This is a genomic window from Sphingopyxis sp. UBA6723 (assembly GCF_002454115.1).
In the GTDB taxonomy this organism is placed as follows: Bacteria; Pseudomonadota; Alphaproteobacteria; order Sphingomonadales; family Sphingomonadaceae; genus Sphingopyxis.
The window spans coordinates 294,214-314,982 of sequence record NZ_DKIH01000011.1; the positions used below are offsets into that span (position 1 = coordinate 294,214).

At 65.2% G+C, this 20,769-nt stretch carries 20 protein-coding genes; 12 read left to right on the forward strand and 8 right to left on the reverse strand.

The features are described 5' to 3' along the window. The first annotated feature begins 196 nt into the window (after positions 1–196). The 5 genes from B4F07_RS12445 to B4F07_RS12465 all read left to right on the forward strand — a co-directional run bounded on the left by B4F07_RS12445 (position 197) and on the right by B4F07_RS12465 (position 5,646). Positions 197–1,027 (forward strand): diacylglycerol/lipid kinase family protein, encoded by an 831-nt coding sequence (locus tag B4F07_RS12445; RefSeq protein WP_293700218.1) that lies wholly within the window; start codon positions 197–199, stop codon positions 1,025–1,027. Then, positions 1,024–1,872 carry a metallophosphoesterase family protein gene (locus B4F07_RS12450; protein WP_293700216.1) on the forward strand — a complete coding sequence of 283 codons (849 nt, stop codon included), beginning with the start codon at positions 1,024–1,026 and terminating at the stop codon, positions 1,870–1,872. The genes B4F07_RS12445 and B4F07_RS12450 overlap by 4 nt, the downstream gene beginning before the upstream one ends. Before the next feature lie 123 nt (positions 1,873–1,995). Then, positions 1,996–3,057 carry an extracellular solute-binding protein gene (locus tag B4F07_RS12455; protein ID WP_293700214.1) on the forward strand — a complete coding sequence of 354 codons (1,062 nt, stop codon included), beginning with the start codon at positions 1,996–1,998 and terminating at the stop codon, positions 3,055–3,057. Between the two features lie 68 nt (positions 3,058–3,125). Next, positions 3,126–4,610, forward strand: coding sequence for an ABC transporter permease (locus B4F07_RS12460; RefSeq protein ID WP_293700213.1), 1,485 nt, complete (start codon positions 3,126–3,128; stop codon positions 4,608–4,610). A gap of 10 nt (positions 4,611–4,620) precedes the next feature. Further along, complete coding sequence (locus B4F07_RS12465) at positions 4,621–5,646, forward strand: ABC transporter ATP-binding protein (RefSeq protein ID WP_293700211.1); 1,026 nt, start codon at positions 4,621–4,623, stop codon at positions 5,644–5,646. 22 nt (positions 5,647–5,668) lie between these two features. On the opposite strand, the gene B4F07_RS12470 is transcribed toward B4F07_RS12465, so the two are convergent. The 6 genes from B4F07_RS12470 to B4F07_RS12495 all read right to left on the reverse strand — a co-directional run bounded on the left by B4F07_RS12470 (position 5,669) and on the right by B4F07_RS12495 (position 13,073). Next, on the reverse strand, positions 5,669–6,229 hold the full coding sequence (locus tag B4F07_RS12470) for a type 1 glutamine amidotransferase domain-containing protein (RefSeq protein ID WP_293700210.1): 561 nt from the start codon (positions 6,227–6,229) through the stop codon (positions 5,669–5,671). A 134-nt stretch (positions 6,230–6,363) separates the two neighbouring features. Further along, entirely contained in the window at positions 6,364–9,789 is a 3,426-nt protein-coding gene (locus B4F07_RS12475; RefSeq protein WP_293700208.1) for an autotransporter domain-containing protein, read from the reverse strand. 279 nt (positions 9,790–10,068) lie between these two features. Then, positions 10,069–10,563: a 30S ribosomal protein S9 gene (gene rpsI, locus B4F07_RS12480; RefSeq protein ID WP_293700207.1), complete on the reverse strand. Its 495-nt coding sequence runs from the start codon at positions 10,561–10,563 to the stop codon at positions 10,069–10,071. Further along, entirely contained in the window at positions 10,563–11,042 is a 480-nt protein-coding gene (rplM, locus tag B4F07_RS12485; RefSeq protein WP_293700938.1) for a 50S ribosomal protein L13, read from the reverse strand. The genes rpsI and rplM overlap by 1 nt, the downstream gene beginning before the upstream one ends. Positions 11,043–11,223: 181 nt before the next feature. Beyond that, positions 11,224–12,027 (reverse strand): hypothetical protein, encoded by an 804-nt coding sequence (locus B4F07_RS12490; protein ID WP_293704825.1) that lies wholly within the window; start codon positions 12,025–12,027, stop codon positions 11,224–11,226. Beyond that, positions 12,024–13,073, reverse strand: a complete 1,050-nt coding sequence (locus B4F07_RS12495; protein WP_293700204.1) for a COX15/CtaA family protein — start codon at positions 13,071–13,073, stop codon at positions 12,024–12,026. Before B4F07_RS12495 ends, B4F07_RS12490 begins: the two co-directional genes overlap by 4 nt. Positions 13,074–13,178: 105 nt before the next feature. Between B4F07_RS12495 and B4F07_RS12500 the strand changes: the two genes are divergently transcribed. From B4F07_RS12500 to galU, 6 genes are all read left to right on the forward strand, one after another. After that, positions 13,179–14,171, forward strand: a complete 993-nt coding sequence (locus tag B4F07_RS12500) for a M48 family metallopeptidase (RefSeq protein WP_293700203.1) — start codon at positions 13,179–13,181, stop codon at positions 14,169–14,171. 53 nt (positions 14,172–14,224) lie between these two features. Further along, positions 14,225–14,761 carry a peptide-methionine (S)-S-oxide reductase MsrA gene (gene msrA, locus B4F07_RS12505; protein WP_293700201.1) on the forward strand — a complete coding sequence of 179 codons (537 nt, stop codon included), beginning with the start codon at positions 14,225–14,227 and terminating at the stop codon, positions 14,759–14,761. Positions 14,762–14,933: 172 nt separating this feature from the next. Further along, the gene (locus B4F07_RS12510) at positions 14,934–15,446 is read left to right on the forward strand and encodes a YfiR family protein (protein ID WP_293700200.1); all 513 of its coding nucleotides are present in this window, start codon (positions 14,934–14,936) and stop codon (positions 15,444–15,446) included. Further along, complete coding sequence (locus B4F07_RS12515; RefSeq protein ID WP_293700198.1) at positions 15,443–16,660, forward strand: diguanylate cyclase domain-containing protein; 1,218 nt, start codon at positions 15,443–15,445, stop codon at positions 16,658–16,660. Before B4F07_RS12510 ends, B4F07_RS12515 begins: the two co-directional genes overlap by 4 nt. 16 nt (positions 16,661–16,676) lie before the next feature. Further along, the gene (locus tag B4F07_RS12520; protein ID WP_293700196.1) at positions 16,677–17,177 is read left to right on the forward strand and encodes an OmpA family protein; all 501 of its coding nucleotides are present in this window, start codon (positions 16,677–16,679) and stop codon (positions 17,175–17,177) included. A 64-nt stretch (positions 17,178–17,241) separates the two neighbouring features. Then, entirely contained in the window at positions 17,242–18,105 is an 864-nt protein-coding gene (gene galU / locus B4F07_RS12525) for a UTP--glucose-1-phosphate uridylyltransferase GalU (protein ID WP_293700194.1), read from the forward strand. A 37-nt stretch (positions 18,106–18,142) separates the two neighbouring features. Here the strand turns inward: galU and aqpZ are convergent, their stop codons facing one another. Together aqpZ and B4F07_RS12535 are read right to left on the reverse strand one after the other, a co-directional pair. Further along, positions 18,143–18,868: an aquaporin Z gene (gene aqpZ / locus B4F07_RS12530; RefSeq protein WP_293700192.1), complete on the reverse strand. Its 726-nt coding sequence runs from the start codon at positions 18,866–18,868 to the stop codon at positions 18,143–18,145. A gap of 98 nt (positions 18,869–18,966) precedes the next feature. Next, a complete protein-coding gene (locus tag B4F07_RS12535; protein WP_293700190.1) occupies positions 18,967–20,244 on the reverse strand; it encodes a methyl-accepting chemotaxis protein in 1,278 nt (425 codons plus the stop codon). A gap of 205 nt (positions 20,245–20,449) precedes the next feature. On the opposite strand from B4F07_RS12535, the gene B4F07_RS12540 reads away from it, so the two are divergent. Continuing rightward, positions 20,450–20,755: a hypothetical protein gene (locus tag B4F07_RS12540; protein WP_293700188.1), complete on the forward strand. Its 306-nt coding sequence runs from the start codon at positions 20,450–20,452 to the stop codon at positions 20,753–20,755. Positions 20,756–20,769: the final 14 nt, after the last annotated feature.

Sequence of the window (20,769 nt, forward strand, 5' to 3'; positions counted from 1 at the left end):
AAGGCGGTGGCGCGTGGAACAAGCGGCGGGGCATGACCGACACCTCACTTCGTCACTCCGGATTTGATCCGGAGTCTATGAATTCTGAGGAAGGGCATGCCGGAAAGGACCGATGGATCCCGGATCAAGTCCGGGATGACGAATAGGAGGAAAGCAATTCGGCCACCTTTTTCATCTTCATGCGTAGGACAGCGCGATGACCAGTTCCTTCACCCGCCCCGCCCTGATCTGTAACACCCAAAGTGGCAGCCATGACGCCGCTGTCCGCGAACAGATTGCCGAGCTTTGCCGCGCCCATAACGCGCCGCTTGTGGCGACCTTTGCCCTGCCCGACGGCGACATTCCCGATGCCGACGCGCTGAAGCAGCACGGCATCGACCTGTTGCTGGTGTGGACCGGCGACGGCACGATCAACGCGGCGGCGACGAAAGCCGCAGGTTGGGATGGCGCAATCCTGGCGCTGCCCGGCGGCACGCTCAACCTGTTGTCAAAGGCGCTGCACGGCGACCGGCCGGCACCCGACATTCTGTCCGATGTCCTGCAGGGCAATGCGCGGCGCAGCGCGATCCCGACGGTGCAGTCCGACACCGGCACCGCCTTCATCACCGTCGTCGCTGGTCCGGCTACGCGCTGGGCAGAGGTGCGCGAGACGATGCGGCAGGACGGGATTATCGAGGCGAGCCGCGCCGCACCCGAAGCGCTCGACGAAATGTTGAACGCCCCCGGCGTCCGCGTGGGACCGGACGGCGAAGCCTATCCGGCGGTCATTCTGACCCCGACCGCTGATGGCATTCGCGCCGACGGCATCCTGGCCGAAGGAACCGGCGACGTTCTGCGTCATGGCCTCGCGTGGCTCGGCGGCGACTTTCGCGACGGGCCGAGCGAGCCGATCACGACCGCCGACACGATCATGCTGGAGAGCGAGCAGCCGATCAGCCTGGAATTTGACGGCGAGCTGGACGCGGTGGCGTCCCCCGCAAAATTTTCGCTGGGGTCCAGCGCGGTCGATTTTATCGCGACGGCATGACGCGGCTGTTCCATATCAGCGACCTGCATTTCGGATTGGAGGATCGCACCGCGCTCGACTGGTTCCGCGAATGTGTGCGGCGCGAACAACCTGACGCGGTGCTGATTACCGGCGACCTGACAATGCGCGCGCGCAGCCATGAATTTGCCGCGGCGTGCGACTGGATCGAAGCGCTCGACGTGCCGGTCACGGTCGAGGTCGGCAACCACGACCTACCCTATTTCAACCCGCTCGCGCGATTTTTCTGGCCTTATCGCCGTATCCGCAGGATCGAACGACTGGTCGAGCGCGAGTTGAATCTTGCCGCGGTCGCCGTCGTGCCGCTCAAGACCACCGCGCGCGCGCAATGGCGGCTCGACTGGTCGAAGGGCTGGGTCACAGGCGACGCGCTCGCCAAGACGCTGGCCGCCATCGATGCGCTGCCAAGCGGGACCACCGCGCTCGTTACCGCGCATCATCCGCTGGTCGAAGCGGGAACGAAAGGTCGCGCCCTGACCCGCGGCGGCGCCCGCGCGCTCGAAGCCCTGGCATCGCGCGGCGTTGCGGCGGTGCTGACCGGCCATGTCCATGACGCGTTCGACCTGGTCGCGCCCACCGCTGCCGGACCGATCCGGATGATCGGTGCGGGGACCTTGTCACAACGCATCCGGTCCACCCCGCCCAGCTTCAACGAACTGCGAATCAAGGATGGTGACGTGGCCGTTCGGGTCCGCAATGTCGACGCAGTGCCGACCCCGGACATGCAGATTGCCGACGTGCCGCCCGATGCCCTGCCCCCGCGCGAGCCGGGCGAGCCGGTGGCCCCCATCCACGCCATTCCTCCCGTCGATCCGCCGGTGCATTGACGCGGGGCGGCGCGCGCCCACTGTCGCTAATGCGAGTGACTTTCAATTTTTCGCGCGTTCGGATACGGGTTGCAGTTGCCGCGCACGGCGCTTACGCCAGCCGACAAAAGGAGCCGTATTTCGATGACCACACCCACGCGTTTTCGTCCCTCGTTCGGATTGGCCCTTGGCGTTCTCGCCCTGCTCGCCGGCTGTTCGCAGGAGGCCGGGGACGACAAGGCGGCGGGCGGCGAGAAAGTCGTCAATCTTTATAGCGCGCGCCATTACGACACCGATCTTCCGCTCTATGAGCGCTTCACCCGCGAAACCGGCATCCGGATCAACCGGATCGAGGGCAATGCCGATCAGCTGATCGCGCGCATGAAGGCCGAAGGCGCGACCAGTCCCGCCGACCTGTTCATCACCGCCGATGCCGGCGCGCTGTGGCGCGCCGAACAGGCGGGGCTGTTCCAGCCGGTCGAATCGGCAGTAATTGCACAGCGCATCCCGGCCAATCTGCGCGAACCATCGGGGCTGTGGACCGGTTTCATGCGCCGCGCGCGCATCGTCGCCTATGACAGCGCCAAGGTTCGCCCCGAAGAGGTCGACAGCTATGACAAGCTCGCAGGCCCGCGTTTTCGCGGTCAGATTTGCGTCCGGTCGGCGGACAGCATCTATAATCTTTCGCTCGTCGGAGCACTGATCGAAGCTTGGGGGCCGGAACGCGCTCAAGCCTGGACGCGCGGCATCGTCGCCAATATGGCGCGCCCGCCCGAAGGCGGCGACCGCGACCAGATCCGCGCCGTCAGCGCCGGGGTTTGCCAGATCGCGCTGACCAACAGCTATTATTACATCCGCATGGCGAGTGGTGACGATGCGGCGGACAAGGCAGTGACCGACCGGGTCAAACTCGCCTTTACGTCGCTCGACGGCCAGGGCGCGCACGTGAATATCTCCGGCGGCGGGGTGGCGCGGGGTGCGCCCAACAAGGCGAATGCGATCCGCCTGCTCGAATTTTTCACCGAAGCCGCGACGCAGGAACATATCGCGCGCCACAATAACGAATTTCCGGCCAGTCCCGCGGTCAAGGCTCCCGAACCGGTCGCGGCCTATACGAACTTCACGGCCCATCCGATGGCGGTCGCAGCCTTTGCCCGGCGGCAGCCCGAAGCGCAGAAGATGATGAGCGCGGCGGGCTGGCGCTGAAACCGGGTCCACTCGGCCTCGCCGCCGCCTTCGCCGCGCTGATCGCGGCGCTGCCGCTGGTCGGCGTCGTGATAGCGGCACTGGGCAGCGGCGGCGACCAGATCGCCGCGTCCGAAATCGCGCGCTATGCAGCGACATCGGCGCTGCTGGCACTGGCGGTCGGGGTCATCACGGCAACCGTCGGGACGATCACCGCCTGGCTGACCGTGATGCACGATTTTCCGGGACGCCGTATCTTTACTTGGGCGCTCGTCCTGCCGCTCGCTGTCCCCGCATTTGCGCTGGCTTATGCCTATGGCGATGTGTTCGATGTGGCCGGTGCGCTGCGCACCAGTCTGCGCACACACTGGGGCTTCGATCTGCCGATCGCGATGCGCTCGGTACCCGGCGCGGCCTTTGTGCTCGGCATGGCCTTCTACCCCTATGTCTATCTCGCCATGCGCGCTGCGTTCCTCAACCAGTCCGTCGATCTGATCGATGCCGGACGAATGCTCGGCGCCTCCCGCTGGCGGATCGTACGCGCGGTGGCGCTGCCCGCCGCGCGACCTGCGCTGGCGGCGGGCGTGGCGCTCGCGGTGATGGAAACGCTCGCCGAATATGGTGCGCTCCAGTTTCTGAGCGTGCAGACGTTGACCACCGGCATCGTGCGCACCTGGTCGGTCTTTGGATCGACCGCCGGTGCGGCCCGGCTGGCGCTGCCACTGCTCGCCGCGGCGGCGCTGCTGCTGTGGATCGAACGGGCGGGTCGGCGTGGATCGGTGCAGGAAGGCGGGCGGGGCCGGATGCGGCCGATCCCGGTGGCGACCCTCAACGGCTGGCGCGCAGCAGCCGCGACCGCCACCTGCTTGCTGCCGATCCTCGCGGGCCTGTTGCTGCCGGTTGCCTGGTTGCTGACGCTTACTCTGGCGCAAGCGCCCGACTGGACGCGGTTGATAGCGGCGGCAGGACGCACCCTCTCGCTCGGGGTGGCGGGTGCGGTGCTGACGGTCATGCTGGCGACGGCGCTGGCGCTCGGCGCACGTAAGATGCCTTATGCCGTCCGGCTGGCGAGCCTCGGCTATGCCACCCCTGGCGCCGTTATGGCGATCGGCCTGCTCGTTCCCGCAGGCATGATATGGCGCGGCACAGGCATATCCTCGGGCGTCGCGGTTGGCGTCGGGCTGTTGCTATTCGCCTATGCCGCGCGGCTGATGGCGGCGGCGCTGGAGCCGATAGAGGCGGGGCTGGCGCGCATCGCGCCGTCCACCCGCGATGGCGCGCGATTGCTGGGCCGAAGCGAAATGCGCACCGCGTGGGACATCGATCTGCCGATCGCGCGCGGCGCGATCCTGACGGCGGGGCTTTTCGTGTTCATCGATATCGTCAAGGAACTGCCCGCGACGCTCATCCTGCGGCCATTCGATTTCGATACGTTGGCGGTGATCGCCAGCAATTATGCGCTCGATGAACGACTGGGACAGGCAGGGTTGCCGTCGATCCTGATTTTGCTGCTGGCGATCGGTCCGGTGCTGGTGCTGTCGCGCCGCATTGCCACCTCGCGTCCGGGATCTTAGGTCGCAGTCCATGAACAAAACTGCTGCCCTGACAATCGAAAATATCGGCAAGCGCTTTGGCGATGTCGTCGCCGTGACGGACGCGTGCCTGACGCTGGAGGCGGGCACGGTGACCTGCCTGCTCGGGCCATCGGGGTGCGGCAAGACCAGCCTGCTGCGGATGATAGCCGGACTGGAACGGGCCGACACAGGGCAAATCCATGCCTCCGGCCGGATGCTGGCGGGCGATTCCCACCATGTCGCGCCCGAAGACCGCGGCATTGGGCTGGTGTTCCAGGACTATGCGCTGTTCCCGCATCTCGACGTTGCGGCCAATATCGGTTTCGGATTGCGTACCTTGGATGCAGCGTCGCGGGCGGCGCGGGTCACGGCGCTGCTCGACCGGTTCCGGATCGCCCCCCTTGCCAGCGCCTATCCGCACAGCCTGTCGGGAGGCGAGCAACAGCGGGTCGCCATCGCCCGCGCGCTGGCCCGCGATCCTGCCGTGGTGCTGATGGACGAGCCCTTTTCGGGCATCGAGGGTGCGCTCCGGCGCGAAATTCAATCCGCGATCCTGGCGGCGCTGCGTGGATCCGGCGCGGCGGTGCTGATCGTCACCCACGATCCCGAAGATGCGATGCGCAACGGCGATCGGATCGTGCTGATGCATCGGGGACGGATATTACAGGCGGGTACGCCCCAGACCTGCTATCGCGCGCCGACCAGCCTCGCGGCCGCGGCCATGTTGGGTCCGATCAACGCGATACCGGGCGTCGTCAACGCCGGACGCCTGCAAAGCGCTTTGACCGCATATCCTGCGCCCGATGTCGCCGATGGACCGGTGTTACTGCTCGCCCGGCCAGAGGACGTCACGATTACGCCCAGCGACGACGACATCGCGAAGGCCGTCACCATCCTTGGCAATGCTTATATCGGCGGCAAATATGAGGTGACGATGGCCATCGATGACCTGACGCTGGTTGTCCATCAACCCGAGCCCGCCATCGACGGCCGATATGCGCTGGCCATTGATGGGGGCTCGGTGGTACCTGCCTGAAGGATTGCAGCCGACCGCGCTGCTACGCTGTGACCTTCGCCGCCGCGAGCGCATCGACAATCGCGTCGCAGAAAGCCGGCAGATCGTCGGGGCAGCGGCTGGTGATGATATGGCCATCGACCACCACTGCCTGATCGACAAAATCGGCCCCGGCGTTGACCATGTCGGTGCGGATCGACTTGTAACTCGTCATCTGCTTGCCCTTGACCAGCCCGGCCTCGATCAGCAGCCACGGGGCGTGGCAGATCGCGGCGACCGGCTTGCCGGCCGCGGCAAATTCACGGATCAGCGCGATCGCATCGGCATCTACGCGGAGCAGGTCGGGGTTCATCTGGCCGCCGGGCAGCACCAGCGCACCATAATCATCGGCTTTGACGTCGCTGATCTTCAGGTCGACCTCGATCTCGTCACCCCAATCGCCGTCGTCCCAACCGGCAATATCGCCCATTTCCAGCGATGCGATATCGACGTCCGCGCCGGCATCTTGCAGCCGTTCCAGCGGCACTTCGAGTTCGGACTGTTCAAAGCCGTGCGTGGCCATGATCAGGATACGCTGCGATGCGAGCGGTTCGGCGACGGCCATGCGATATTCCTTTCAACAATGAATATCCTGAACGCCGTCGTCGCCGCGCTTGTTGCATTGCCCCGCGATCATGGCGGCACAAAAAAAGGGCGGCCCGTCGCCGGGCCGCCCGCATTGTTTCGTCTGCCTTTGGTTTAGAAGTGGAAGGTCACCGAACCGCGATAGCTCTGGTTCGAGACATCCTTGCGTCCGATCGTCGTGTCGGCGCCGATCGACAGATCGACATTGCCGGTCACGATCGTGATCCCGCCACCAACCTCGAACCAGTCCTTGTCGGTCCCGGCGAGGCCGAAGATCGCGCTGGGTCCGGGTCCGCCGACAAAGGTTGCACCGAAGGATGCCGGGGCGTCTTCGAACTCATGGACATAATCGGCGCTGAGGTGGGGCTGGAAGCGGCTGCCCTTCTTGCCCGACAGGGCCAGACCGGCACGCGCTTGCAGGCTGTTGAAGTTCGACCGGTCGAGCCGCAGCGCCGGGCCGCCACCATTTTCCTTGATGTCGGAAAAGCCGATATGGCTGGCCCGTGCCGCGACCCGCGGCCCGAATTCAAGCGAGCCAAGGTCGAAATTCTTGGCCAGACTGACTTCGCCGGTGAAGATCAGCGAGGTGTCGTCGCCGGTCAGCGTGAACGGCGTCCCGATCAGGTCGGCGACCCGCGTGGTGCGCGAGTCGAACGCACCGGCGCTGATCTGCGTCGCGAGCTCGATTCCGCCGCCCAGCGCCGCCTTGCCGTAAAGCGTACCCTGATACAGGCTGCCGCTGGCGGTTTGCCCACCCACGGGGGTTGTGCCATCGACATCGGTATAGCTGAGCGAGAAACCAATAACGCTGCCCTCGTCCAGTGCTTTTTCGATACCGCCCGCCAGATAGAAGCCGTCGAACTGGTCGCGGCTGCCGCCCGGCAACGCACTGGCCATCGGACGGCTGTCGCCGTCGAGATAACCACCCGCCAGGAAGGCGCTGGTATCTTCGGGCAACCGGCCCTGCTGCACCGTCACCGCATCACTGTCCGAGCGTACCGCCATCATGTCGGCGCCGACCGACGTCATGTTGAGCTGCGCCAGCTGCACCGGACGGCCGATCATCGACAGGGTGCCCCCCATGTCGCCGGCATCGAGCTGGAGCAGGCGATCGCGCGTGAAGCGCGACATATTGTCGATCGCCACGGTCGCGAGCGAGCCGCGCAGCGTTTCCGTCCGCGGCGCCCAGCTTTCGAGCGTGGCGCGGATCGTCGCGGCATTCTGCAGATCAAGCGGGCCATAGACGCTGGCGAGACCCGCGGTGCCGCGCGATTGATCCAGCAACTGGGCATAAGCGCCCTGGACCGCGGTTGCGGCGACCACGTCGCGATAGAGACCAGCCTCTATTTCGAATGACACGCTGTTCAGATTATAGGTCAGGCGCGGGGTCAGGATCGCCGAAATCGCCGATGCCGATCCAAAAGTACCGGTCACGCCGCCCGCCGCGGTCAAAAAGGTGTAGCGATCGCCCGCGGTCACCTGATGACCCGCCACCGGCGAGAAGCTGACCGCGCCGCCCAGTGTCGCCGAACCCGTCAAGGTGCCGTTCGGCACCACCGCCAGCACGTCAGACGTGCCGTTCGGCCCGAAGTTGATGAACAGATTGTTGCCGGATGACAGCACCAGATTGCCGCCGACGGTCAGTGTGCCGATCGTCGTCGGCGTCCCGGGCGCGACTTGGCCGAGTACGCTGGTCAGGAACGGCGCATTGATCCGTCCTGACCCCATCAAACCGCCGCCGAACAGGCTGTAGTCACCCACAGAGCTGAGCGTCCCGTTGACCGTCACCATACCCGCGAGCTGGTTGACGTTGATCAGCGAAGACAGCGATGCACCCGAATCGATCTGAAGCGCCGCGCCCGCGGTACCGATCGTCAGCCGATCGACGGTGACATTGGCGCCCGACAGGGTGGTGAGCCCGGTGGCGCTGAGCGTCACGTCGAAATAGCGCGGCGCAGTACCGGCCGTGCGCACCGGATCAACATTGTTCGGCACGAAGTTCATTGCCCCCGGCAAACCGTTGGCAAGCGTCGCGGCGGGCAGCGGAATGGCCGCCGCTTGCGCCTCGGGCTGCACGCCGGGGATCAGCCCATCGCGCGCCGCGGTCGCCCCCGCTGCGATCTCGGCAATCGAGGCTGAACCGGCATTGTCATCGGAGGTACCGATCGGCCGGTTTTCGACGACCCCGACCCCGGTTCGGGTGTCGAAGCATTCGCTGACCCCAGCGCTTTGGAAACAGATCTGCCCGAAATCGCCGCTCGTCCCATCCTTTTGCTCACCGGTCAGCGTTGGAATGCCGTTGACCAGTTGGCCGCCCGATTCGATCATGTACGACGGATCGATCGTCGATACCCAATGGCTGGGATCGGTCCACGACCCGTTGCCCGCCTTGGCCGACACATAATGATAGGGATTGTTCGCCGCGATCCAGTCCCAATAGAGGTAAAGCGGCTGGTAAAAGGACACGGTGCCATAGCTGTTCGCGGGCTGCGGCGGCCCAAAGAAGCGGGTGTAGCCGCCCGACAGGACACCGATAACGACTTGGCGCGCAAACGCGTTCTGCAGAATCAGCGGCCCCCCCGAATCGCCCTGCGACGTAATGCCTTCCAGCGATGCACCGTTCGGATTGGTGCGCGCATTGTCACGGAACGCATTGAAATCGAACGGGCTGGCGCCCGTCATGCCGCGCCGCGGATCGTCGAAATCCAAGAAATACAGATTCTGGGTGAGGCCGTTGGGAACGCCGCCGAACAGAAAGCCTTCGAACGTCTGGAGATCAGTCAGGGCGCCGAGGATGTTTTCGGCCGAGCGGCGGCGGAAGTCGCTACCCGCAGCGCCGGTCTGACCCGTGCCGTTCTGGCCATAGCCGACGATGCCCACATCATAGCCGGTTCCCGATGCCCCGATCGTGCCGGTGTTGGTCAGCGGCGAGAAAAGCAGTGCCCAGGTCGGGATATTGGCCGCTGGCGTGTCGAGCGCTGCAATAGCGACATCGCCGTACAGAAACCCCCGCGACGCCGGTTCGAGCGACAAGGGATTATAGTTGAGCCAGTTGGAATTGTAGAAAGCCTGCGCCGTATTGGTCTGGTAGCGACCAGCGCCGCCAGCACCGCCGAGCAGCCAGCGCACCAGTTCATCCGTCTGACCCGGCGCGTTCGCACGGGTATTGGTTTCAAAGCCGAAGGCGATCGCGGTGCCGCCCGAATTCGCGCCATAAGCGGTCGCGGCGCGCGTATTGACGCAGTGCGCCGCGAACAGGACTGTGCGCGGGTTGATCAAAGTGCCGGTGCAAAGGCCGACTGAACCGCCACCCGCATCGACGACCATCTGGCCGATGCCGGTGATGTTGACCGGGTCACGCGCCGTTGTCGGCGTCCCCGGATTGGCGATCAGGATTTCGGGTTCGGGGGTGATCTGCTGGATCGTTGGCCCAGCGATCGACACCAGATCGGCCTGCGGTTCGGGCTGGGTGGCGGCAATATAGCCTTCGCCGCCGGTCGGCGCGACGCTGGCGTCCGCCTGCGCCAGGGCCGGCGTCATCTGTAACAAGCCTGCAACGCACACCGACGCCAACAGGCCTCCGCGGCGCACGCGCCGCGAATTACGATCAAAAGTCATAAACTACCCCCGTAGTATTAGAGTTCGCCGCATCCGGGTCAGAGACTTGGCGCATAGGGATAGCCTAACCATGCGCGGCAATTAAACAATGCCACATTTATCGATATTTAACTCCGTTCGTCGCGTTCGCCGACGGCACGAAAAAGGGCGGCCCGTCGCCGGACCGCCCTCCTCTTCTCCACCCGTCGGTGGAAAAAGCTCTTAACGCTTCGAGAACTGGAAGCTGCGGCGGGCCTTGGCCTTACCGTATTTCTTACGCTCGACGGCGCGGCTGTCGCGGGTCAGGAAGCCAGCCGCCTTGACCGGGCTGCGCAGCGCCGGTTCGAAGCGGGTCAGCGCCTGCGCGATGCCGTGCAGCACTGCGCCTGCCTGACCCGACAGGCCGCCGCCCTTGACCGTGGCGACAATGTCATAGCTGCCGACGCGGTCGGTCAGACCGAAGGGCTGGTTGATCACGAGGCGCAGCGTCGGACGTGCGAAATACATTTCCTGGTCGCGGCCGTTGATCGTGATCTTGCCCGTGCCGGGCTTCAGCCACACGCGGGCAACGGCGTCCTTGCGGCGGCCGGTCGCATAAGCGCGGCCCTGCTTGTCGACGATCTTTTCGCGCAGCGGCGCGGTCGAAACCGGAGCGGCGGTGCCTTCGACGGCGCCACCAAGGTCCTTGAGATCGGTCATGGTCTGTTCGTCAGCCATTATGCACCCACCTTGTTCTTGCGGTTCATCGACGCGACGTCGATCACTTCGGGGTTCTGCCCTTCATGCGGATGTTCGCTGCCGGCAAAAATGCGCAGGTTGCGCATCTGCTGACGGCCAAGCGGGCCACGCGGGATCATGCGTTCGACGGCCTTTTCGAGCACGCGCTCGGGGAAACGGCCTTCGAGGATCTTCGCGGGGCTGGTTTCCTTAATGCCGCCGGCGTAGCCGGTGTGCTTGTAATAACGCTTGTCCTGCAATTTCTTGCCGGTGAACGCCACCTTCTCTGCGTTGATGACGATGACATTGTCACCGCAATCGACGTGAGGGGTGAACGACGGCTTATGCTTGCCGCGCAGGATGCTGGCGATGATCGATGCAACGCGGCCCACAACGAGACCCTCGGCGTCGATCAGCACCCATTTCTTTTCGACCGTGGCGGCGTTCGCCGATACGGTCGTCTTGGTCAGCGCCTTCATCATGGCACGCTCCTTGACAGATGGGACTGGGCGATGGAGCAATGCCCCAACGCCCGAAACAAACCGCGCCGCCTGATCCATGATGGACGCAGCGGCGCTTCGGAGCGGGCCAATGACCGCAAGCGGGCGGAAAGTCAAGCAATGCGCGGCTTTGCTGACGGGTATTATGATACCTTGGGCTTCACGGAACCGCCTCAAGCGCCCGCACCCGCTCTTCGACCAGCGTTCGTTCGCTGCCATCATCCGCGACAATCCAGCTTTGCCGCCGCTCCTGAACCAGCAGTCCGGTGACAGTATCAATCGTCCAGCGGTGGTCGATTTCGAGCGTCTGGGTGCGACCTCCCGCTGCGGTCGAACTGCGCTCAACCTTTGTGATCGTGCGCAGCGCAGCGTTTTGGACAATCGAAACCTTCGCGTCATTCCGCGCCGCCTGGGTGGGGATCGCGGCGTTCGCAGGGACGACAAGAGCGCGCACGTCGGCCGTCGCCAACCGGTCCCGTTCGGCGGTCGGCAGGGCGGCAATCGCCTGCGCCAACTGCCTGGCCTCGGCGCGCCCGCCATCGGCGCCCGCGGTTTCGATCCGCACCGTCGCCCGCTCCCACAGGCCTTCGGGATCGACCAAGTCGATGCGGCTGCCATCGGGGGCGACCAGATAGGCCAAAGCTTCGCCGACGAGCGGCTGGATCATAAGGGTCAGGGCGCGGGTCACTGCGGGCGGCGCATCCGAGTCGATCCGCTGCAACACTGCTTCGAGTTGATAGCCGCGGCCGATCCGCTGCCATTGCAATCCATAGACGAGCGAGAAATTGATCAGCGACCCGTCGCGGCCGATGCGGCGCGTCGTGATGCGATAAGACATCGGACGGCCGACCGGAGGGGCAAACTGGATCGGCGCGATGACCGGCGTCGGCGATGCATCGGCTGGCGCGGGTGGAGGTTGAAGGACCAGCAGCAGCACGCTGCCGAGCCCGCAAAGCAGCATCATAGAGTCGCGCGGCCCAGCCGGTGGAGCGCCGCGGCGGCGATGGCGACCAGGATCGCCCCCACCACCTGATGCGCGACCGCGACCCACATCGACACGCCAGACACCACGGTCCAGATACCCAGCAGCATCTGTACCGCGACGACCGCGACCAGCAGCGTGGCTTCGCGCTTTGCACCAAGCCGCAACAGGGCGCGCGCGAGCCATAGCAGCGCTAGTGCGGCGATCCATGACCACCAGCGATGCAGGAAATGGATCAGAAAGGGGTCGTTGGTCAGCGCCAACCATGCACCGCCGGTCCAGTCGATGCCCTCTGGCACGACATGGTCGTTCATGAGCGGCCACGTGCTCGATACGAAGCCCGCATTGAGCCCCGCCACCCACGCGCCGAGCAAGAGCTGGACAAACAGGATGGCGATCACGGCGACGGCGGCGCCGGTCAGCCGTGCTGGCCGCGCCGCCGGGTCACGCGCCAGGGCATCAAGGTCGCGCGCGGTCCACACCAAACCGGCAAGCAAAAACAGCGCGGTCAACAGATGCGCCGCCAGCCGGAAATGGCTGACGTCGGTGCGATATTCGAGTCCCGACGCGACCATCCACCAGCCGATCGCCCCCTGCAAACCGACGAGCGACGTCAGCGCAATCAGGCGTACGCCATAACCCGCCGGGATCTCGCGGCGCCAAGCGTACCAGGCCAATGGCAGCACCATGGCCATGCCAACCACCCGACCCAGGATGCGATGCAGCCATTCCCAGAAGAAGATCGCCTTGAACCCCGCCAGGGTCATGCCGAGGTTGATTTCCTTATATTCGGGGATCTGTTTGTACTTCTCGAATTCGGCAATCCAGTCGGCCTCGTTGAGCGGCGGCAGCACCCCCGATACGGGCCGCCATTCGGTGATCGACAATCCCGATTCGGTCAGGCGAGTGATCCCGCCGACGCCGACCACGATGACCACCAGCAACGCGACCGCCCACAGCCAGCGCGCAAGCGCCGCGGGGCGTGGTTGGCGGGCGGCGGGCGGAGACAAGGTTGCGGCTTGCGTCATCGCTCCGTCCTATCGCCGCTTGGCCGTCGATAGGCAAGCGTCCGGCAAAAAACCGACGTCAGGAAATTCATGGCAGTGACAGGGGTGCGTTGATAAGCGGAGCCGATGCACCATCATGCGTCCATCCTGCTTGCCGTCCTGTCGCTGCTGACCGCGACCCCCGCAAACGCCGCAGCGTCCGGTGATCCGTCACCCTATGAGGGACTGGCGGCGCTGGAAGCGCGCGTCGCGGCTATCGGGTTTCGTTTGACCACCGCCAACGCGGCATGGTGCCGCATGCAACAGCCGCAATTTGGTTGGATCTGGGGTGACCCACGGCTTTACGCTGCGGATCGAAGGCCCGCGGCGCTGGCCGCCTATGGCGCTTCGGATCGCGACGCACCCTTTGTTGCCGCCATTGCACCGACGTCGCCCGCCGCCAAGGCCGGGATGCGCGTCGGCGCCGCCGTTATCGGGATGCAGGGTCGTGGTGCGCCGGAGGGCGCGGACGCCCACCCCTTTGCGCGGATCACCGCGATCGAGACAATGCTCACGGCGCTGCCGCCCACCGCCCCGCTCTTGCTCGACACGGGTGAGGTCGGCGCGCTGACCCTGATGCCCGTGGCCGGTTGCATCAGCGATTTTCGCGTGGAGGCCAGTGACAGGGCCGCCGCGGTCGCCGACGGGCGGATGGTGCTGGTCCATCAGGGCCTCGCCAAATTTTTACGCGACGATGACGAACTGGCCGCGGCGATCGCTCACGAGCTGGCGCACAACATCCTGCGCCATCGTGCCCGCCTTGATGCCGCAGGCGTCGATCGCGGGCTGGGCAAGCAATTCGGGCGGAGCGCCCGGTTGTTCAAGCAGACCGAGATCGAGGCGGATCGGCTGTCCGTCTGGTTGCTCGCCGGGGCCGATTATGACCCTGGCGCTGCCGCCCGATTCTGGCAGACATTCGGTCAGCGCCCGGGCCGCCCGATGTTTCAGGCGGCAACGCATCCCGCGTGGCGCGACCGTGTCGCCTCGCTTCAAGCCGAAGCGGCGCTGATCGCCGCGGCGCGCGCAGCGAACCAGCCACTGCATCCGCCGCTGATCGACGCCCCGCCGCCCTTGGAATAATCGCCGCCGACCCCTATCTGTACAATTCCCCTCCCCGACAAAGGATCGACCCGATGACGCATGAAACCGCCATTTTTGCCGGAGGCTGCTTTTGGTGCACCGAAGCCGTGTTCCAATCGCTCGCGGGGGTCGCGACGGTCGAAAGCGGCTATATCGGCGGCCATGTCGCGAACCCGACTTACAAGCAGGTGTGCGGCGGCGATACCGGACATGCCGAGGCGATCCGCATCACCTTCGACCCCGCGGTCATTACCTATGATGACCTGCTCGACGTGCATTTCGCAACGCATGATCCGACGACGCTGAACCGCCAAGGCAATGACGTCGGCACCCAGTATCGCAGCGCGCTGTTTCCGCTCGACGCCGCGCAGGGCGATGCCGCGCGCGCCGCGATCGAGCGGGCGCAGGGCGACTGGCCGACACCGATCGTCACCACGATCGAGCCGGTGTCGGACTGGTATCCGGCCGAGGATTACCACCAATCCTATTGGGACGGCGAAGGCCAGCGCAATCCGTACTGCATGGCGGTTATTCCGCCAAAGCTGGCGAAACTGCGCAAGGGTTTCGCCGACCGGTTACGCACCGAATAAACGGCCGACGTACCACCGACCGACTGTTGCCAAATGGTCGCATGACGTCACTTTTCATTGACTTTCCAATCCTTTTGGCTAGCGGACGCCCCCGCGCTGGGGCAGACTAGAGTCAAGCGCAGTTGGGGGTCGCTGCAAAGTGCTGGCATCGCTGTTTCTGATAGGCGCGTCGTTGACGACGCCCCAGATGTCGGTTCAGGCCGCAAGCCAGACGATCGTCGAGGACAGCGACGACGGCATGGCGCGCGCGGTGAACCGGATGGTCGGCGGCATCGTCAGCTATGCCCGCTGGCCCAATGGCCCGGCCGATTCGGCGCGCGTCATGTGCGTGGTCGGCACACCGCGGTTGACCAACCGCATGGCCCCCGACGTCCCGGGCGCGGGATCGGTGCTGGTGCGCCGCTTGAGTGCCGCCGCGGTGATGGGTCGTTCTGAATGCGACATCCTGTTCCTTGGCCGCATGGCGGTGGCCGACCGGCGACAACTGATTGCATGGGTTCGCGGCCGCCCAATCCTGACGATCACCGACGACGATGCGGCGTGCATGTACGGCGCGATGTTCTGCCTGAGTAGCCGCGCGGCCAGCCTCAGCTTTTCGGTCAATCTGGACGCCATCGGGCGCGGGCCACTGCGTATCGACCCGCGGGTACTCAGCATCGGTCGCAGCGTGGGAGGCTCATCATGACGGGCCCGACATCCGAACGGATCGGCGCGCGCACGACGTTGCAAAAGCTGCTGTCGCGCTTTCATTTCGGTATCACTTTGTTCGCGGTGGCGCTGTCGGGTCTGACCATCCTCCTCGCCGGAGTGTCGGCGCTGCGCGGTTATGCCGATCGCAATATGGAGCTGGCGGCACAGCTTGGCGCTTACGGTGTCGAACCGGCGCTGGTGTTCAACGATCCGCAGGCGGCGCGCGAAGGGCTGGAACCGCTGACGCGTATTCCCGGGATCGCGCGGCTGCGCGTGCTGGACGACGTCGGTCGGCCGCTGACCCAATGGACGTCGCCGATGGCGGACCCGGCGCCATTGCTGACCCGCCTGTTTTTCCCGCGGCCCTTTGCCGTAGCCGTCGAACGCAATGGGTCGGCGATCGGGACGATCGAGGTCTGGGGCGATAGCTCGACCCTGATCGACTATGTCCGCATCGGCCTGCTCGCCGGGCTCGGCTGCCTGTTGATCACCGCATTGGGGACGATCTTTCTGGCGCGGCGGTTCGAATATGAGCTGGTCAAGCCGCTCAACGAAATTGCGACCGTGGCGCATGACGTGCGGCTGCATCGCCGGTTCGACAAGCGAGTCAAGGCCTTGGGGATTGCCGAACTCGACCGGTTGGGCGGCGACATCAACGCGCTGCTCGACGAATTGCAGGGGTGGCAGGGCCATATGGAAAGCGAGCGGGCCGTGCTGGCGCACCGCGCATCGCACGACGCGCTGACCGCGTTGCCGAACCGGGAATCCTTTGACCAGAAACTGGCGCAGCGCATCGCGGCAGCAGGCACCCCGGACGACCGCTTTGCGTTGATGTTCATCGATGCCGACAATTTCAAGGCGGCCAACGACAATTACGGCCATGCGGCAGGCGACGCGGTGCTGGTTGCCCTGTCGCAGTGCATTCGGGACGCGTTGGGGCCAGAGGATTTCGCCGCCCGCATCGGGGGCGATGAATTTATCGTCGTCGTCGATCGCATCGCCGCCGAAACCGTTCGTGAGGATCTGGCGCGCAATATCCGCGCTTGCGCCGCGCAGCCTGTCACGCTGCCCGGCGGCGAAACCTATTCCGCCTCGGTCAGCGTCGGGGTTGCCATCTATCCCGACGACGGCACCGACGCGACCGCGCTGCTGACCGCCGCCGATGCGGCCATGTATGCCGACAAATTGAGCAACCGTTCCCGGACATAACCAACGGAGTGACACCGTGATCCAGACTGCCCCCGCCACGATCAGAAGCCTTTTCGTGATCGCTTTCGCCTCGCTGCTCGCTGCGTGCCAGACGGTGCCGCCGCAGACCGGATTCACCCCCGAGCAGGTGGCTGTCCTGAGCGCCGAGGGCTTTGTCGATCAGGGTTTCGAATGGTCGCTCAACATGCCCGAGCGCCTGCTGTTCCAGACCGACGAAAGCGCGATTTCTGCGGAACTGCAGGCGCATATTGCACGGATCGCGGCGCGGCTGGTGGGGGTCGGCATCACAACGGCGCGGGTCGAGGGACACACCGATTCGGTTGGCGCAGCCGATTATAATGTGAAGCTGTCGAAAGCCCGGGCCGATGCCGTCGCGGCGCCGATGCAAGCGGCCGGATTGCCGCTGTCGCCTGATCGGATCGTCGGCCGCGGCGAGGATTTCCCGATATCGAGCAACGACAGCGCGGACGGACGGCAGGACAATCGCCGCGTCGTCATCATCGTGTCCCCCGAGTAAGCGTCGGAGCGCTCTGCCAAGCGGGCTCTTTTCTTGCTCACGCCTGGCGGCTAAGCCGCAGCCCATGAAACCGATCCGCAAAGCCGTTTTTCCCGTTGCCGGTCTTGGCACGCGCTTTTTGCCGGCGACCAAGGCGATCCCCAAGGAGATGCTGCCGATCGTCGATCGGCCGCTGATCCAATATGCGGTCGATGAGGCGCGCGAGGCGGGGATCGAGCAGATGATCTTTGTCACGGGCCGCGGCAAGAGCGCGATCGAGGATCATTTCGACATCGCCTTCGAGCTGGAAAAGACGATGTCCGAACGCGGCAAGGATCTGTCGGTGCTGGAGCCGACGCGGCTTGGCCCCGGCAATTGCGCCTATGTCCGCCAGCAGGAGCCGCTCGGGCTCGGCCACGCAATCTGGTGCGCGCGCGCGATCGTCGGCGACGAGCCCTTTGCGATCTTCCTGCCCGACGAGTTCATGCACGGATCGCCCGGCTGCATGAAGCAGATGGTCGATGCCTACCATCAGGTCGGCGGCAACCTGATCTCGGTGCTCGAAGTGCCGCGCGACCAGGTCTCCTCCTATGGCGTTATCGCCCCCGGCGCGCGCGACGGGGCGCTGACTGAAGTCACCGGGCTGGTCGAGAAGCCGTCGGTGGCCGACGCGCCGTCGAACCTGATCATCTCGGGCCGCTATATCCTCCAGCCCGAAGTGATGCGCGTGCTCGAAGGGCAGGAAAAGGGTGCGGGCGGCGAGATCCAGCTGACCGACGCGATGGCAAGCATGATCGGCAGCCAGCCGTTCCACGCCGTGACCTTTGATGGCGCGCGGTACGACTGCGGATCAAAGGCGGGATATATCCAGGCCAATCTGGCGGTCGCACTGCAGCGTCCCGACATCGCCGCCGAGGTCCGTGCGTTTGCGATCGACTTGTTGAAGTAAGACCGGCGGAGGCGACGCGCCCCCGCCGGATCGGCGATTATTCGCCCTCGATATTCGGTTTCGCGAAGGTGTCGGCGCCCAGCGTCTTGTAGAGCAGGCCGCCGACCGCGCCGCCGATCAGCGGGGCGAGCCAGAACAGCCACAGTTGCTGGATCGCCAGCCCGCCGACGACCAGCGCCGGGCCGGTGCTGCGCGCCGGATTGACCGAGGTGTTGGTGACCGGGATCGAGATCAGGTGGATCAGCGTCAATGCCAAGCCGATGGCGAGCGGCGCGAAGCCCGCGGGCGCGCGGCCGTCGGTCGATCCCATGATGATCCACAGGAAGAAGGCGGTCAGCACGATTTCGATCAGGAACGCCGACCAGATGTCATAGCCGCCGGGCGATCCGGCATCGAAGCCGTTGGCGGCGAGACCATTGGTCGCGAGGTCATAGGCGGGATTGCCGCTGGCAATGTAGAACAGCAGGAACGCCGCGATGACCGCGCCGACGACCTGCGCGCCGACATAGAGCGGGATGTCGCGCGCCTCGAAGCGCCCGCCCGCCCACAGGCCGACGGTGACCGCGGGGTTGAGATGGCAGCCGGATATATGGCCGATCGCATAGGCCATGGTGACGACCGTCAACCCGAAAGCAAGCGACACGCCGAGCAGGCCGATGCCGACATCGGGAAACGCCGCCGCCAGCACCGCGCTGCCGCAGCCGCCAAAGACAAGCCAGAATGTGCCGATCAACTCGGCCAAGCCTTTTTGCATATTCGTCATATGACCCTCCTCCCCACCGGCGGCCATGGACGCCCCCGGCGCGGGGTCATCCTATCAGGGCTGGGCGGGCGAGCAAGTCTTTGCGGTGACGCCGGATTTCAGGCGGCGGCGACCGCTTCGACGAAGTGGCGCGCGCGTTGGTCGAGCGAGCGTGCAGCCTCCGACAGTCCTGCCGACAACTCGCCCAACGCCTGCGCGCCATCGCCGACCGCACTGGCGCCCTGCCCGATTTCCTGGACGCGATAGTCGATCTCGCGGCCCGCCGACACCGCCTGCTCGACGTAGCTCGCGATCATCAGCGTGGTCGCGCTTTGGCCATCGACGGCGCGGTCGATGGCATCGGAGAAACCATTGTTAGCGTCGATCGCCTTTTCAACCTCGGCAAAGCCTGCCGCCACCTGACCGACGATGTCTCGAATTCGGTCGACATATTGGGTGATGTCGCCTGCCGCCGACCGCGTCTGGCTGGCCAGCGTCTTCACTTCCGCCGCCACCACGGCAAAGCCGCGCCCGGCCTCTCCCGCGTGCGCCGCTTCGATCCCGGCGTTGAGCGCCAGCATGTTGGTGCGGCTCGCCATGTCGATGATCAGTGCCAGCATCTGTTCGATCGACTGGCTCGCCGCCTTGAGCGCCTCGGCCCGCTCGCCCGCCTGCTGGACCTTGCGATGCGCCTCGCCGCGAATGGCGCGGGCGCGCGAGCCATCGTCGACGATCTTTGCCATGGTTGCCGCCAGCGCATGGCCGCGGTCGCCGAGCTCGTGCAGCCCTGTCAGTGTTTGCGCCGTGGCCCCCGCCACCGTCACCGCGTCACGCCCCGTCTGCCGCGCACGATCGGACAGGGTGGCGGCAAATGATTCGACCTGATGCGCCATGTCAGACAACACCGCGGTAAGCGCCGTAATCTCTTGTTGAAACCGGCGTCCGGCGTCGTCAATCTTCGTCGCCCGCGCCGCGCCCTCGCGCGCCAGTTCGACATCGCGCAACATCGCCAGCTTGGCGAGCTGGCCGCTGTCGAGGGTCTCGACAAAGCGGCCGCGATCGACAAGAATCAACTCACCGCGCCCCTGCCCATCTGCAGCGATGCGCAGCAGGTCGGCGGTCGATTTCGCCAGATCGGCGGTTGGGCAGGGTTCGATCATCGACGCGATCGATCCACCGATCGTCGGGTTCTGCATCAGCGAGAACCAGAAGGGGCAAAAGAGCAGTTCGCGCACCCGCTGTTCGCGAATGACACCGATCGGGTGCGCATTCGCATCGAGCACCGCCAGCGCGCGCAGATCGGGATTGCCGCGGAACAGGTCGATGACCTCTGCCATATGGGCGTCGGCGGCGACCGCAGCGGCGTGACCCGATGATGGTAGCAGGATGTTATCCATGGAAGGCGGGGTCTCTCTTGGCGCGGCGATTGGTCGTTCACCGCTCGACCTAAGCGAAGTCGGTAAACACCGCTTTGACCATTTGTTTCAATGTTATGACACCGGGCCGCATGGCGGCGGCGAGATATCGCAATATCCTGTTCAGATCGGGCCAGCTATGCGAAGAGGCGGTCGGCCACCCAGGTGGCGGGGTCAGGAGAATTTTATGCGTACCATGATCATCGCCCTGGCGACGCTCCCGTTGCTCACCGGCTGCTTCAGTGCGGTGAAAACGGTCGTCACCGCACCGGTGAAAGCGGTCGGACAGGTCGCCGACTGGACGACCACCAGTCAGGACGAAGCCGATCGCAACCGCGGCCGCGAGATACGCCAGCGCGAAGAACAATTGGGCAAGCTGTCGCGCCAGCGCGACAAGGCGGCTGAAAAATGCCGCGATGGCAACGCCGAGCAATGCCAGCGCGCCGAAGTGCTGGACCATGAAATCGAAGCGGTGATGGCTGAGCCTTATTGATTTGAAGATGGCCG